Source organism: Leptolyngbya sp. FACHB-321, assembly GCF_014695975.1.
Taxonomy (GTDB): Bacteria; Cyanobacteriota; Cyanobacteriia; order Leptolyngbyales; family Leptolyngbyaceae; genus Stenomitos.
The window spans coordinates 297237-313336 of record NZ_JACJPI010000058.1; the positions used below are offsets into that span (position 1 = coordinate 297237).

Here is a 16100-nt window from a genome sequence, read left to right on the forward strand (position 1 = left end):
CATAACGTTCTACCAGCCAGCTCATCGCAATCACAAGCGGATAAATCAAGATGGATCTAGAAACCTTGAACTCCGAACTGCATCGGACGCAGCTTGAATTACAGCATAGTCAAGCTGTAATTCAAGCGATGGAAAGCAGTAAGTTTTGGAAACTGCGAACTCGATGGCTTAATGCTAAAACGCTAGTTCGACGCTACCCTGGCATGGCTTTAAAGCCTACTTTGAGGCTGGCGACGCGGCTATTGACGAACGCTAAAGATAAATGGCGTTCTTACGTTGAACCTGCTCCTTTAACGCCAGCTCCCGTAGTCGTTCCTCCTGAAATCACTCCTAGTGAATTTTGGAAAAAAATTGACCCTGTAATCCAAGAGCAAGTTAATTGCTTTGAAGCAAGCACTCCTAAAATCAGCATTCTTACACCAACATTTAACTCATCACTCAGTTGGTTCGTTGATACTGTATTGAGTGTCTTGCATCAGTCGTCGACAGAATGGGAGTGGTGCATTGTTGATGACGGCTCAACAGTCAGTGAGATCCGAAGTGTTCTTGAAACACTTGCTCAAAAACACCCTAGAATCAAGGTCTTATTACAGCCATCTGGTGGTATTAGTGCTGCCACAAATAAAGCTTTAGAACTTGCCAGTGGTGACTATGTTTGCTTTCTTGATCATGACGATACGCTCACACCAGATGCTATACAAGCGTCTCTAAAAAAGCTTTCGCAAGGTTTTGATCTGGTTTACTCCGATGAGGATAAAATTGATTCCTCTGGTCTTCATTATATAGAACCATTTTTTAAGCCTGACTGGTCGCCAGAATACTTTCGCGGCGTCATGTATGTGGGTCACTTTCTAAGCATACGAAGAGAGTTAGTTGTCGCTGCTGGAGGGTTTGATCGCCAGTACGACGGTGTCCAAGACTATGAGCTAGTGTTACGCCTTTCCGAAATTACTCAAAATATTGGTCATATTCCGAAGATTCTTTATCATTGGCGCAAAATCGAAGGAAGTGTTGCTAGTGATCCTCAAGCGAAACCTGCTGTCGAAGTACTTCAGCAAGCAGCAGTGCGTTCACATTTAGAACGATTAGGGCTGCCAGCTACGGCAAAGAGTCTTGGCAATCATCGATTAGGTCTTATTTCAGCTCCTCGTACCGAGCATCCGCTGATTAGTATAATCATTCCTACTAAGAACGCCCCAGACCATTTAGAGCGCTGCTTAAACAGTCTGTTTACTCTATCTAACTATCCAAATTTTGAAGTAGTTTTGGTAGACAACGAAACAGACGATCCAAGAGCATTGCAAACAATGCGGCAGCACCCTATCAAACGTTTAAACTTTCCTGGCACTTTCAATTACTCTCGGGCAAATAACTTAGGAGCAACCTATGCTAACGGCGAATATTTGGTTTTCCTAAATAATGATACAGAGGTGCTCACCGAAGATTGGCTACAGCAGCTTTTATATTACGCAGAGCAACCTGATGTTGGTGCTGTTGGGGCACTTTTGCTGTTTCCAGATAGGACAGTACAACATGCGGGCGTTGTAATGGGCAGTCGAGGAACGGCTGATCACATTATGAGGGGCTTTCCGTCGGATGTTGATGGTTACGCTGGCTCTCTAGTTTGTGCGCGTGAGGTTTCTGCTGTGACTGCTGCCTGTATGATGGTTCGAAAACATGATTTTCAGGCGGTCAATCATTTTAATGAGCATTTCTTTACTCACTATCAGGACGTTGATTTATGTATGAAACTTGTTAACCTTGGAAAGCGCATCATTTTTACACCGCGCGCTGTCTTAATCCATCACGAATCCGTAACCCGTCGTAATTACTATGACCTTGTCGATCGCTATCTTTTACTAGATCAATGGCAACACTATATTGAAGCAGGCGATCCCTTTTACAACCTGAATTTTGATGTGGCGCGTTGCGATTATGGAGTCAAAGTGTACTGATGCAGAATGTCCTTTTTGTTCTTTACTTTGATTTCAGAGCTAATAGTGCTGTACACGTTCATCATTTTGCTAATTGCTTAGTTGCCCAGGGGCTAAACTGTGTTGTCGCAGTTCCTCATAGTAAAGAGACTATCTCGGTCCTTGGTAAACATCTATATAAAACGATTGAATTTGATGAAATTCATCAGATTAAAGATGTGTTTCCTGATGGTAGAGGTCCAGACATCGTACATGCTTGGACTCCACGAGAAGTTGTTAGGCTCTACTGCAAACGACTCCAAGAACTCTACGACTTCAAGCTTTTTATCCATCTTGAGGATAATGAAGAGCACATTCTGGAAAAGTTTTTACAAACGTCCTACAAAGACTTATGTAATAACTGTCCTGATTCAATTCCTCCACATCTTTCACACCCTCTCAAATACCACCAATTTCTTAAAGCTGCTGATGGTGTAACCGTTATTATCGATCGACTTAAAGAGTTTGTTCCTGACTATACCCCGACACTGCTTCTCTACCCTGGTGCTGATATAGATTGGTTTTTTCCAAGAGCGCGTAATCCCGAACTGGCATTAGAGTTAGGTATACCCCTAAATAGTGCTGTATTATGCTACACAGGCAATGTTCATCCAGCTAATGCCCATGAAGTAAGAAGTCTGTATCTGGCAACAGCAATGTTAAACCGAGAGGGTTATCCAACAATGCTGGTTCGTACTGGTCAAGGGTCGGTCAACATTTTAGGCGAGGATGACCGCTGGGCACAACGGTATTCGATAGAGCTAGGCTTTGTTGATCGCGACCGTCTGCCAGACATACTTGCTTTAGCAGATGTATTAGTGCAGCCAGGACGATCGGATGCTTTCAATGATTACCGCTTTCCATCCAAGCTACCTGAGTTTTTAGCAATGGGTAAACCGGTAATACTCCCCGCTGCTAACCTCGGCTTGTTAATGGAAAACAAAAAAGATGCTTTAGTCTTGCCTGTAGCTGATGCTCTCAGTATTGTTGAATCTGTTAAACTGCTGCTTGATAACAAGGAGCTGTACGATAAACTAAGCTCTGGCTCAGTGAATTTTGCGAAAAAATACCTTAGTTGGTCAACAAGTAGTGAAAACCTTAAAGCCTTTTACGAAACTGTTTTCAGGAGCGAGAAAACCAAAACAGGAACCGTTAGAACTCAAGCCAGTTGAGTTACCTAAGCCAGTTGAATTATTAAACGAGCATTCCAAACATTTCTTGACTGAGCGCTACAGTCAGAAAGAAACATCAGCGCTAAATTACGCCACTGTCAGAGACTTTTGTGATAGCGCTGACAATATGCCTCAAGTTTGCTACCTCAATGGTGATCTTAAAAACGTTCAAAGACCTTGGACAATTAAAGCCGTTTTAGGTGCTGTACCTTTAGGCGGCAAGCTGTTAGAGATTGGAGGCGGGATCCCGCTAGTGGCAGGTATGCTTGCAGAGTTAGGCTATGACGTTACCTTAGTTGACCCTTATGAGGGTATGGGTAATGGTCCTACTGAGTATGAGGCTTACGCTCAGCAATTTCCAAATGTTAATTTAGTTAGAAGCTATTTTAATGCTGATCTAGTTGGCTATGCCGAGTCATCCTTTGACTGCATTTATTCTGTGTCTGTACTAGAGCACATTCCTCAACAGGGGATTAAAGAAGTCTTTGATGGTATTCACAAGTTTTTAAAGCCTGGAGGCTTTTCAATTCATTGTATCGACCTTGTAGTTCAGGGAAATGGCACTCAGTATGACGAAGACATCTTTAGAGAGATTTTTTATCGTCAGAAGCGGTTGCAAGAGTTTGAGTGTTTACGCAGTGATACTGACAAGCAATGCGACGAAACGCTAATGACTTTGAAAGATGACTTGGAGACGTTTTATCTTTCTGCAACAGGTCATCATCTTTGGCGCTGCGGACAGAGCTATGACGACTTTCCATTTCGCAAGGTGGCTTCACTGCAAACTTGCATTCCTTATATAGCAGTTATATAGCAGTCCTAAATCAGCTATGAGATTTAAAGGCTTTGTGAGAAAAGATTCCACTGAAATCTTTTCTCACAAACTAGATAGGAGCGCTATATTGTCTCTAAAACATAATTTTGACCTCATTCATTCCATCACTATAGCGTTCAGCCTACTTGCCTCCAAGTACCTAGAAACAGCTATCTTCTTAGAATTGAAGAGTGATTAAGTCAATTGTGACTACTTCATGTTCTTAAACCTATCCTTTGCTTACATTGCACCCAAACCTTTCTAATTTTCCAGAATTTACTGCTTTCCATAGCAACATTTCTTTCTTGAGTTTGCTCTAGTTGGTTCTGGGTTTGCTCCAACTGAGCCTGCGTTTGCTCTAGTTGGTTCTGGGTTTGCTCCAACTGAGCCTGCGTTTGTCCTAATTGGTTCTGAGTTTGCTCTAACTGAGCCTGCGTCTGCTCTAGTTGGTTCTGAGTTTGCTCCAACTGAGCCTGCGTTTGTCCTAATTGGTTCTGAGTTTGCTCCAACTGAGCCTGCGTTTGCTCTAGTTGGTTCTGAGTTTGCTCCAACTGAGCCTGCGTTTGTCCTAATTGGTTCTGAGTTTGCTCCAACTGAGCCTGCGTTTGCTCTAATTGGTTTTGAAAGTTTGATAACTCTGTTTGTAGCTGCAAATTTTGCTCATTAACACGTGAGTGCTTTAGGTTTAGTGCGGCATACTTGCCTTCAAGAGTCATTGGAAACGCACGTAGAACAAACTGTAGAGTATCTGCATCCTCTGCTTGCTCAACTTGGTGAATCAGTTCATCACTTAGGGATTGCCGTTCCACATCAGGTACATAGTACGACGAGCCAGAGAATACTGGAACAATTGTACGGTCAATAATATCCACCGTATAGCCTGCTCGTTCGAATAATTCTTGAACCGTTTTCCGTGTAAAAAATCTTAGGTGGGTGTTATCTAAAAGACCCAAATCAGCATATTCAAAATGACCCTGCAAGAGTGAAAGCCGCACTGCACCATGAGCAATATTGGGAATTGAGGCAACAACATAGCCGCCAGGCTGCAAGATCTGGCGAGCTTCTTCCAGAACCCGCCAAGGATCGCGTAAATGCTCCAGAACGTCACCGAAGACAGCTACTTCAAATTTTTGGTCACGTAGAATCTCTGGAATAGAGATAAAATCCAAATCAGCGACGAGTACTTGATCACAGTGATGTTCTGCAATTTTTGCTGCTTCAGGATTCAGTTCCACTCCTACAACATAACAGCCTCTTTGCTTGAGGAATTGAGCAAAGTAGCCTGTAGCGCACCCAAAATCAACGACTCGTTTGTTATTGCCAATTAAATTTAATTGTTTTTTTGAGCTGTTGTTTTCATCTAATTCGTTCTCATTTGTAATTTCTACTAAAGGATAGTTTTTTACTTGACCAGAGGTAGAAGTCATACGCAAATTTGCTCTGTAGGAATGGAGGTTAAAAGCTATAGATCGAACTAGGTTGTATTGCCCACCTTTTTCTTGATGATGCAGATAAATCTTGTGAATTCTAGCTACTAAGATTTGCTATTCAATTATTGAAGTAAAGGGTAAGCCTACAACAATTTGGAACTTTGATGACATGAAGGTTTATTCCAGAGTGTAGTAGTACTTGTACTTTGAATAAAAAGGTTCTAAGTTTGGAATGTCAGAAAATTTATATAATTCTCAATAAAACTAATTTAACCTTTGAGTAAACATTTTGTCTGCTTATGTTAGTCTCGCCTTAAGCGACATTTGGCTAACACAATAAAATGATGACCGTATAAATTTTTAAGTATTTATATAAGCACTATAGTAAATTTTTGACGGGCAACCGATAAGTTTCTTTTAACGGTAGTATTTTATCATGCTTCAACGCGAACAAAAAGACATTGTCAACGACTTTCATAACCTTTACTATGACGGTCCTAAGAGTGAAGGGCACATTTCTGAACGCACTTACTGGATGAATGTGCAATGCCTGAAATGTCCGTTAGATATGTGGATATATCAAGAAATTGTTGCTGAAACCCAGCCCGACTTGATTGTTGAAACAGGTAAGCATATGGGTGGTAGCGCTCTGTTTATGGCACATATGCTTAATATTAGTGGGCATGGTGAGATCATCACGATCTATATTCTCGACTATCCTGGCAGACCACAGCATTCCAGAATTAACTATGTTCAAGGTTCCAGTGCTGATCCAGCTTTAGTTAACTCTTTACTGAATGTCCGACTGCCAAAAAAATGTATGGTGATTCTGGATTCTGATCATTCTAAGCAACATATTGTAGCAGAAATGGCTCTCCTTGCACCTTATGTTAGTGTTGGTAGCTACCTCATTGTCGAAGATACCAACACTAATGGGCACCCTGCTTATCCCTCGTTTGGTGAAAGCGGGTTTGAAGCTGTGGAGGAGTTCTTAAGTAAAAATCAGAATTTCTCTGTGGATACTTCAAAAGAAAAATTTCTTATGACATTTAATCCAAGTGGCTACTTAAAGAGAATGTACTAACTTTATCACTTGGTTAGAAAGCGCTTATGCAACCGTTTAAGTATTAGATAGGATGATGGTCAATGCTTGAGCGATTGCATCTGCTGTAGCATCCTTTGCTAGGGGAAGATTGGTTGATCCAGCAGAGTATAGACTAGATAGTTCAAAACGTTGCCGGGTAAAGTGCAATCATAAGTGCAGCAATGCCACAACGTTAGCAAGATGCTTAAATCAGTTTAAAGAGAAAGGGACAAGTACTAGATAGTGCTTGTCCCCTACTTTATTTAAGGAGCGTACAGTTTAGCTAGCAAGATATTCTCGTACGTTCGCTTTGCGGCGACGCAGATGGTCAAGTGCTTGGCGCTCAAGCTGGCGTACCCGTTCACGGCTAAGGCTAAGGCGTTCACCAACCTTCGCAAGAGACAGTTCGTTACCGTCCTCCAAACCATAACGCAGTGCAATGACCTGCCGTTGCTGTGGCGTTAGGTCAGCCATTAGCGTTTCCAAGTCTTGACGCAGCGATTCTTGCGCCATGTAGGTTTCAGGAGAAGGACCATCATCTTCCAACAAGTCTTGCAGTTCGGTGTCCTGGTTATCGCCAACGCGCAGGTCCAAAGAAACGGGCTGACGTGCGATCGTCAGATATTCTCGAATCTGAGCAGGTTCCAACTCTAGAGCAACCCCGATCTCAGCCGCAGTCGCACTACGACCGAGCTTTTGTGCCAGCTCGCGCTGCACTTTTTTGATCTTGTTGAGCTTTTCAGTGATGTGGATGGGTAGACGGATCGTGCGTGCCTGTTGAGCGATCGCTCGCGTGATTGCCTGCCGAATCCACCAGTAGGCGTAAGTTGAGAATTTGTAGCCACGCATGGGATCAAACTTCTCAACGCCGCGTTCCAGACCCATCGTGCCTTCCTGAATTAGATCCAGAAATTCTAGATTGCGTTTCTGGTACTTTTTAGCGATCGACACAACCAAGCGTAAATTCGCCTCGATCATTTTTTGTTTAGCCCGCTGACCCCGCAGCATCACCTCTTTGAAGCTTTCTTCACTCATTTGAGCATGGTCCGCGAGTTCTTTGGCAGTCGGCTCGTGGTCAAGCGTTTGGGCAAGCACCTCTTTTTGCTCATGCAGCGCCATCATTTGCTGCACCTGCTTACCGTAAATAATTTCTTGTTCATGGGTCAGCATCGGCACGCGACCAATTTCGTGCAGGTAGGTACGAACCATATCTGCCGTAAAAGTGGGCTTCGTAGCTTTAGATTTGGTATTGGCAGTAGCCATGGATGCGTACAACTCCGTAGACAAAGGACAGGGAACTAGGACTGAAGCGAAACTTAGCGCCCTAAGCAACATCAGTTAGGACATTAGAGACAAACGTTCTATATCAGGACAACTCTCTCGGATCTAGAGTCTTTAACCTGACTGTCAAGCCTTTAGCTTTCGATACTTGTTTTCTAGTGGAGAACTAGAACACTATTAGAGTGCTCTCAGTTCACTAAAGACAACTAATTAGAGAACAATTTCCTTAATGCGAAAGCACTCAACTATTGAGCAGAACACTTAAAATGACTGGGTTTAGACGGCAACTGAAGCACTAAGACGGAATCATTATGACTTTGCATCTGATCGTAGCCTACATTATAGACGCAACCAAAGTCTTTTAGTTTCGCCCTATAGTATGACCCGACCGGGTGAGTAGTCCCTCTTAAGTCGCATACAAAGCTCCAGATGTCTTAAGGTTTTGGAGACGATTGAATAGGATATTAACTGCGTTGTGCTGCTGCGCGGTACATTGCTTCATACCCTATGATGACCTGATTGTTTGCTTCTGAACAGTCCTAGATAAGAGGGATAACCGAACGGTAGCACCACTTTCAGGTAGGTCGTTGAATACATTTGATTTAAGGCACCCTTGAATGATTTACGTTCGAGCTTTGCTAGTAGATTCATCACCGTCGCTACTTTCTAAGACGAGTCAAAGGAGTTCAGCTACAACCTGCGTAAAGAGGTGATGGGATGAAAGGGTGAAGAAGTGAAGGAAGAGGCTGGTATAAGGAGACGGTTATGATGATTCAGAGCTTGCTATCTGCTTAAAAACCGAGGTCAGCTTTGGCTGCTTCAGCCGCTTTGAAAACTACTGCTGCTGGCAATTCTTCCCAGGCAGGTTCGCTGATTTCAGCGTAAAAGGTTTCATCATAAGGACGAGTTTTAACGACGACTGGCATCGGGATCGCATGACCCAGGATTAAAGCTTGTTGCTTGGAGTCTAATTTTGCCAGCACTGATCGCAGGCTTTGTGCGCCCGAAACGCCAGTGAAAATGGCATCAATATCTTTCTCGTCGTTAAGCAGCGCTGTAATGCGAGTCCCGATCTGAGACATGACTTCGTTGTCGATACCGGATGGACGTTGATCGACCACCAAAAGAGTGACGAAGTACTTTCGCATTTCACGGGCGATCGTGCCAAAAATAGTTTGTCCCACGGTCGAGGGATCAAGAAAGCGATGTGCTTCTTCGATCGTGATCACAAGCTGGCGCGGGCGATCGCTCACCTTCTTGGTCTGTAAAAACTGTTCGGCTTTCCGAACATAGGCATGGTGGATGCGACGTGCGATCACGTTTGTTGCCAGCATATAGGACAGTAGATTTGACTGAGAGCCAAACTCGACGACAACGTGTTTACCGGCTTCGATCGACTCTAAAATCTGTCCGACATAATTGTGCGGGCAGGTCTGGCGAATATACTTCAGCTCATCTAGACGATTGAGCTTCCGTTGCAACGCCATGATTGAAGATTTACTGCCCATTTTGGTTTCGCAAAACTCTTGAATTTCGCCGTTGCTCATTGCTAATAGACGGCTAATCCAGGCTTTGCCAAACTCATTGCGAAGAATAATCGCATTTTCTAGACTGGCTTCCGACAGATTAAGTTCACCCCGCACCAGCATCAAATCTTCTACGTCGATCTGATCGAAACTGATATAAAGCTCTTGTGCGTCCCGTACGCCGCGTCGCTTTGTCGAGTCCGGATCAAGGGTGTAAATTTGCACCTGACCCGGAAACAGTTGCCGAAGCCCCTTGACTGTGCTGAACTGCTTGCCTTCGCGTGCGGCTTCCCAGCCATATTCGGAGTGCATATCAAAGATAAGGTTCACCGCTGCCTGTTTGCGGATGATGCCTGATAGCAGTAACCGTGTCAGAAACGATTTCCCCGTCCCAGATTTACCGAAGACGCCGTTGCTGCGCTCAACAAAGCGATCGAGATCAATGCAAACGGGCACTGCCATATCGATCGGTTGCCCAATCGCAAAATTCCGTCTACTTGGGTCATCCTCCCACCCAAAGACTGCCCGAAAGTCTCGCTCGCTAGCATCATAAACCTGGCTAAAGTGACCGGGGATTGTTTTGACTGGAAGCAGTTCGATGTCTGCACTAGTTTGAGCGGTGTAAGAACCGGCGCTTTCAGCTTTTAGCTTTCGGCTTTCAGCTTTCCGGTTGCTAACGGTTGACGGTCGATCGCTAACTGCTTCTCCTGGTGTAAACATCAGCATCGGCGTTAAGGCGATCGTGCCAAAGGTGCCTGTACCAGCAAGAACTTCCTGCAAAAAACTGTTGGGATCAGGTGGATTGGCAAGAATGCGGGGACTACCTGTACCCAGAGAAACGTCGGTGAGCATACAAAAGAAGCGCGATCGCATTCCCTGCACCACCAGAAACTTGCCTACGCGCATATCTTCCACAAACACATCGGGGTGCAAGCGGACTTCTAGCCCCTGACTAAGGGAGCCCTGAACGACGGAACCGAGTGGTTGCTCTGGAGCCATTCAATTACTCTAAACTTCACTGATCAAGCGATGTCTAGGCAGCAGACATTGCCTAACCTCGATCAAGCAACATTTTTTCAAAGCCGACAGGTTAAAGCAAATGTACTAATGACGTAAAACAAGCGTACCATTTTGCTTGCTAAATGCAAGCGATCGCGCTTATCACAGCAAAAAATCGACTCTTTGCAGAATCGGACGAATGTCAACTAAACGACTTGAAGTAGCTCAGCGTTGGCAGTATACGAGCGTCTGTAATCAATCAATGCGCCTGTCATTGCTTCAGAGAGCAACTTAAAGGTAAATGCTTTTATGCACCATGCCAGTCAGTTTTGGGTGGATCTGTTTTTGCCAGCAGCTTGCCCTGCGAAATGACATAACGCACCGTGGCGCGGCGACGGATCGCATCGTAACGATCATGAGCATCCAGCACAATTAGATTTGCAGGTTTGCCGACTTCAACGCCATAGCGATCGCTCACATTTAGCGTTTTCGCACCATTCCACGTCACCATGTCATAGCAGGCATCAATCTCGGCAGTACCTGTCATCTGGCAAACGTGGAGTCCCATAGAGGCGACATCCAGCATATTGCCTGTGCCGAGAGAATACCAGGGATCTTGGATACAGTCGTGTCCGAAACTGACGTTAGTGCCTTGCTGCCAGAGTTCTTTAACGCGAGTCACACCGCGACGTTTGGGATAGGTGTCCGTGCGTCCTTGCAGCGTGATGTTGATCAAAGGATTGGCGATGAAGTTGAGTTCGGTGCGACGAAGAAAGCTAAGTAGTTTGAAGGCGTAGGCATTGTTATAAGAACCAAAGGCAGTGGTGTGGCTGGCGGTGACGCGAGACCCCATACCAGTACGCATTGCCTCCGCTGCAACCACTTCGAGAAAGCGGGACTGATCATCATCAATTTCGTCGCAGTGGATATCGATGAGGCGATCGTATTTCTGAGCCAACTCAAAAATGCGATGCACTGATTTCACCCCATCTTCTCGCGTCAGTTCATAGTGAGGAATGCCACCAACAGCATCGGCACCCATTTCCATTGCTTTCTCAATCAGGCTGTCGTTCTGCGCTCCACCATAGATACCGTCTTGCGGAAAAGCAACAACTTGGAGCGTCATCCAGTCTTTTACAGCTTCGCGGACATCTAAAAGCGCCTGAAGTGCGGTGAGGCTGGTTTCGCTGACATCGGCATGGCTACGGACAAAGAGAACGCCCAGCATGGCTTGCTGCTTCAGGGTTTCAATGGCGCGGGCTTTGCCATCTTCTAGTGAAAGGTTTTGCTTACGATCGCGCCAAATTTCAATGCCTTCAAACAACGTACCGCTTTGGTTCCAGCGCGGGTCGCCAACCGTTAGTGCTGAGTCGAGATGAATGTGTGACTCGACAAAGGGTGGACTCACAAGCTGCCCCTGAAGGTCAATGTCAAGGGTGGCAGACTCTACAATCTGAGACTCAATCGTGACGATCGTCCCCTGCCGCACCGCAATATCCACTGTTGCGATCGTCCCATCTCTCTGAAGCAAGCGACCCTGACGCAGGAGCAAATCGTACATCTTCACACCTTAATTTCGTCTGCGTTTACACCTTAACTTCGTCTGCGAAGCTCGCCCAGCGCACAAATTCAAACGGTCCCGCAACCGAACCCCACAAGTGTTCATCAGTTTCAGGATCACGTCCGCGATCAAGGCTAATGAATTTTTCGCCATCAATCTCAAATTCACTATCAAGGTAGGTATTTACACCACGACGGACGACCATACAGGCTTTACCAGGTTCAACCGCTCCCTTAAAACTGTGTCCCGTCCACTGCACTCGCACATTGCACCCTGGCAGCTTTTCGAGGTGGTCAGCTTTGAGCGTTGGCAATCGTTTAACATCGCGAGTCGCGCCATAAAACTGTGCTTCATCGTGCACACGGTAGTTTTCGATTTCGATGCGATCGTTCGTTGCCATCAACTTCAGCACCCGCACTCGATAGGGATCGTTCAGCGCATAATCATATGCCTGCTCTACCAGCAAACTCACGCCTGACAACAGCTCTAGCGGCAAGGGACGCATACAAACGCGAATATGGGCAAAAAAGGGCGGATTTTCAAACGCTTGCGCTTGATTGCTAAAATCTGCTGCCATCCAACGCCCCAGGGTTGCGATATCAGTGGAGTGAGTCATTAATCGTGTGCTCTCCAAAATACTGACACTATCTTAAAGCCGTCGTTGTTCTTTCGGTAAGGAGTAAGGAGTGAGGAGTAGAAAGTTTTGAGTAGCGCTTTGCGGCAGGGTGAGGAGTAGAAGGCTGGAAGTGATGAGTTGGCTCTCTATTCCCAACTCCGACTCCCTATTCCCCTCCCCACGTCCTTAACCCAAACCCTTCAGGCGAAACAGCAAAAACTGCGTCACCTGTTCCTGGCGGAAGTTGTCGTCGCTCACCAGTAACAAGCTGCGGCTACCGTCAGGCAAACGGGGACCGATCGTCATCCCTTCAAGATTATCCAGCGGCACGTTTAAAGAAGAGAGATCCAGCAGCAGCTTTTTAGGAATGGCTACCGTGCTGCGTGAGGTTTTTTTCACAGTGTCAAATGACGAAATATCAGTCGCGCTACCCAGTGCGAGTTGAAAGAGCTTCACCTGAAAGCCTTCCAAGCCAAACGATCGCTCCAGGCTCAGGAAATGTCCGCCCTGGTCGATCGCTAATAGTTCTGTTAGACCGTGACTGATGGCACCCTCCGGTGGCGGGTCAAGTTGGTATAAATGCTCCGAAAGCAACAGTGCTCGACGAGCCTCCAGCAGGTAGTGGAGTAGGCGATTTTTGGCTCCTTGCGTTGGGTCAGCCGCGCTAACATCTTGCGTCAGGGCAGACTCAGTCACAGCAAACAGCCGAAACGGTTCGACTGCCGTTTTGCCATAGTTGCCAGAGGCGATCGTCAAGGATTCAAACCCTAGATTGTCTTGCACGCCCTGCGGCGGCTGATCATCTGTTGTCTCAGGGCTGTAGCGTTTGGGAACCTGGAGGCTGCGCTTCCATTGCCCTGTTCTAAGGTCAAATTCGCGCACAAACGGCGGAATGCCATCCTTTGTGACACCTTCGCTCGAAATAAAGACGGTTTCTAGTGGCGATAGTGCAATGCCTTCTGGGTCGATCGTGCCTTGGGGGTAGGGTTTGCCGTCCTCACCCAAAATTGTCGTAACAGACTCAATCGCCACTTGCTTAATACGTAGCGCTTCAGCCTTCGTACTATCCAGATCTAGCTTGAGCGTGTAGAAACGAGCGGGCGCAAAGTCGCTGCGATCGTCTGAAAGGGCATAGAAGCGATCGCGCTGACGATCGTACGTAATGCCCGATAACCCACCCACGCGAGTCCCCTTAAAAGGCTGTTTTGGTAACTGATAGTCGCCTAAAAAATCTACTGACAGATTTAAAAATAGCCGATCCTCGGCACTGACTTGCGGCAGGTCGCAACTTGTTAAAAGTGGCATGAGCGCCAGCAGGAGGGCTAGCAGACAAGATGTTAGATTGAATCGTCGATCACTCACAGTCTGCCTCTCGCTTACCAATAGATACACCTGAATTATGAGGGATCTTGCGATTGTGGTGGGTTTGGCGTGTGATTACGCTTAAGGATCGTGAAGTTAATAAACCCGCAAACTGTATGGGCGGATTTGGCAGACCAAACTGCATCCTGCCATGGCTTTGGCAGCAAAACCCGCCCCTACCAAAGATCGAACTTATTTAATTCCCATTCCTAAGTCGCCAAGCCTTTTTAACAAGACTTCTAGAAGTTGAGCAGACTACCGATGGCTGTTCCTAATGAGGCGGTTATCATGATGCCATCGGGTTTTTAGGTTGGACGGTGAGTCTATGTTAAAGGCAAAGCCATCTAAGCCTGCTGCTCAGGGGCATCGTTGCACCCCATGCCGATGTACCTAACCGCCACTTTAACAGAGTGCCGAGTACGGCATTTTTGATCGCACTTTTACACTCAAGGGGAATGTAGCCGCCGCGTGAAACTAACCAGTCTTTACAACAATGGCATTAGCAGCGTCGTGCTGATTGGCACGCTCCTCCAGATCAATGCAACGTTGGCTGATCCATCCAAGTTTGTGCCCCAAGCGATGGCTGACCTCGCCAGCATCGATCGCGTCAGTACGAGCGCCAACAGCAGCGTTTCTGTTACTGCCCAAACGGTTGCCCCAGTACCATCGATCGCAGCGAATGTTGCGACAATGATTGCTGGGAGTGGAGCAGGCAGTGCCCGTACCAGCAGTAAAGAGAACGCTCGTTCACCGTTGGGTATCAACCTGGCTGGCGTGACGAGCTACAGTGCAGAACGCCCGTTTGTGGACGTGTTTAAAACCACTCATCCCTGGTTTTCTAATGCGGAGGGTAAGAGTTGGGCACAGGGCGGCGACTTAGCACTTACCGCCGAGGGTTGGGTTGCGTCTTTGCGACCGGGGCAGTATGCGACGACAGGTGTGCTTGATGGCGATCAACGCTATCCTACCGGAAACTACACGCTGCTGTATGACGGGCAGGGGAAGATCGAGATTCGCGCAATGAGCAACAAAGGTCTGACCACTGTGAGCGAAGCACCGGGTCGATCAGTGTTTAAGGTGACGACTGAAACTGAAGGTCTTTTTGTTCACCTGCGTGAGACGAATCCAGCTAATCCAGTCCGAAATATCCGGTTCATTATGCCGGGACACGAAAAAACCTATCAGACACAACCGTTCAATCCACAGTTTCTCAAAGCCCTGTCCAGGTTCAAGTCCATCCGCTTTATGGATTGGCAGAAGGCAAATGGGTCTAAGCTCGCCAACTGGTCTGATCGCACCACACCCCTTTCTGCGACCCAGGCAGTAGAAAACGGCGTGGCGCTGGAGCATATGATTCAGCTTGCCAATACGCTACAGGCTGATCCCTGGTTCACAATTCCCATCAGAGCGAGTGACGACTTTGTGCGTCAATTTGCAACGCTGGTACGTGACAAACTCGACCCTTCGTTAAAAGCCCACATTGAATACTCGAATGAAGTCTGGAACTTCGGTTTTGAACAGGCGGGGTATGTGAGAGATCAAGGGGTGCGGCTGGGGTTAGACCGCGACCAATACCTTGCTGGCACAAAGTACTACTCACAGCGATCGGTCGAGATTTTCAAAATTTTTGAAACCGTGATGGGTGGGACGAGCCGCATTGATCGTGTGTTGGCAGGGCAATCAGTCAATACCTGGTCTGGCAATGAAATACTTGCCTGGAAAGATGCTTATAAGCACGCTGATACTTATGCGATCGCTCCTTACTTTGACGGAAGAGAAACGCTGCTGAATGGAGAGAAAGGTGCCCAGATTGCCCAAATGTCGGAGGATCAAGTCCTTGATATTCTTCAGGCAGATATTAGAGGCAAGATTAAGGATGATATGGTTTCTAATGCGAAGCTGGCTCGCAAATATGGGATACAGCTTAAAGCGTACGAAGGGGGGCAACAGCTTACGAGTTTCCAGTTTGGGGGTTACGAACCTCAAATCACCAAACTTTACACTAATGTCAACCGCAATCCTCGCATGGGCGACCTATACACCGAATATCTCAACAATTGGAAAGCCTCAGGTGGTGGTCTTTTTAGCCACTACAACGATATTGCCCCGCCAAACAAATATGGGGTGTGGGGCGTGTTGGAATATCTCGGACAAGATCCGAAAACAGCTCCCAAATACCAGGCGTTGATTCGCTACATCGACGCGAACCCGACTTCTAAGTAAAGGCTGAGTTAAGACTGCTGAGTAAGGCAGAAGGCAAAACATTACCTGCCCTCTGCCTT

At 46.5% G+C, this 16100-nt stretch carries 11 protein-coding genes; 5 read left to right on the plus strand and 6 right to left on the minus strand.

Features of this window, described 5'->3' with window-relative positions:
- The first annotated feature begins 50 nt into the window (after positions 1–50).
- The 3 genes from H6F76_RS12160 to H6F76_RS30465 are packed head-to-tail and all read left to right on the plus strand — an operon-like array spanning position 51 to position 3959.
- Complete coding sequence (locus tag H6F76_RS12160) at positions 51–1955, plus strand: glycosyltransferase family 2 protein (RefSeq protein WP_190455090.1); 1905 nt, start codon at positions 51–53, stop codon at positions 1953–1955.
- The gene (locus H6F76_RS12165) at positions 1955–3145 is read left to right on the plus strand and encodes a glycosyltransferase family 4 protein (protein ID WP_190508487.1); all 1191 of its coding nucleotides are present in this window, start codon (positions 1955–1957) and stop codon (positions 3143–3145) included. Before H6F76_RS12160 ends, H6F76_RS12165 begins: the two co-directional genes overlap by 1 nt.
- Positions 3063–3959 (plus strand): class I SAM-dependent methyltransferase, encoded by an 897-nt coding sequence (locus H6F76_RS30465; protein WP_190508489.1) that lies wholly within the window; start codon positions 3063–3065, stop codon positions 3957–3959. Before H6F76_RS12165 ends, H6F76_RS30465 begins: the two co-directional genes overlap by 83 nt.
- A gap of 215 nt (positions 3960–4174) precedes the next feature.
- Here the strand turns inward: H6F76_RS30465 and H6F76_RS12175 are convergent, their stop codons facing one another.
- A complete protein-coding gene (locus H6F76_RS12175) occupies positions 4175–5386 on the minus strand; it encodes a methyltransferase domain-containing protein (RefSeq protein ID WP_190508491.1) in 1212 nt (403 codons plus the stop codon).
- 439 nt (positions 5387–5825) lie between these two features.
- On the opposite strand from H6F76_RS12175, the gene H6F76_RS12180 reads away from it, so the two are divergent.
- Positions 5826–6473, plus strand: coding sequence for a CmcI family methyltransferase (locus tag H6F76_RS12180; RefSeq protein ID WP_190508493.1), 648 nt, complete (start codon positions 5826–5828; stop codon positions 6471–6473).
- Positions 6474–6752: 279 nt separating this feature from the next.
- On the opposite strand, the gene H6F76_RS12185 is transcribed toward H6F76_RS12180, so the two are convergent.
- The 5 genes from H6F76_RS12185 to H6F76_RS12205 form a co-directional block, all read right to left on the minus strand.
- Entirely contained in the window at positions 6753–7736 is a 984-nt protein-coding gene (locus H6F76_RS12185) for an RNA polymerase sigma factor, RpoD/SigA family (RefSeq protein ID WP_190455108.1), read from the minus strand.
- An 809-nt stretch (positions 7737–8545) separates the two neighbouring features.
- Positions 8546–10279 carry an ATP-binding protein gene (locus tag H6F76_RS12190; protein WP_190508495.1) on the minus strand — a complete coding sequence of 578 codons (1734 nt, stop codon included), beginning with the start codon at positions 10277–10279 and terminating at the stop codon, positions 8546–8548.
- A gap of 307 nt (positions 10280–10586) precedes the next feature.
- On the minus strand, positions 10587–11840 hold the full coding sequence (gene codA / locus H6F76_RS12195; RefSeq protein ID WP_190508497.1) for a cytosine deaminase: 1254 nt from the start codon (positions 11838–11840) through the stop codon (positions 10587–10589).
- A gap of 25 nt (positions 11841–11865) precedes the next feature.
- The gene (locus H6F76_RS12200) at positions 11866–12456 is read right to left on the minus strand and encodes a chromophore lyase CpcT/CpeT (protein ID WP_190508499.1); all 591 of its coding nucleotides are present in this window, start codon (positions 12454–12456) and stop codon (positions 11866–11868) included.
- Between the two features lie 186 nt (positions 12457–12642).
- Positions 12643–13761, minus strand: a complete 1119-nt coding sequence (locus H6F76_RS12205) for an esterase-like activity of phytase family protein (RefSeq protein ID WP_190508501.1) — start codon at positions 13759–13761, stop codon at positions 12643–12645.
- Between the two features lie 525 nt (positions 13762–14286).
- Between H6F76_RS12205 and H6F76_RS12210 the strand changes: the two genes are divergently transcribed.
- Positions 14287–16041, plus strand: a complete 1755-nt coding sequence (locus H6F76_RS12210) for a hypothetical protein (protein WP_190508503.1) — start codon at positions 14287–14289, stop codon at positions 16039–16041.
- Positions 16042–16100 lie beyond the last annotated feature (59 nt).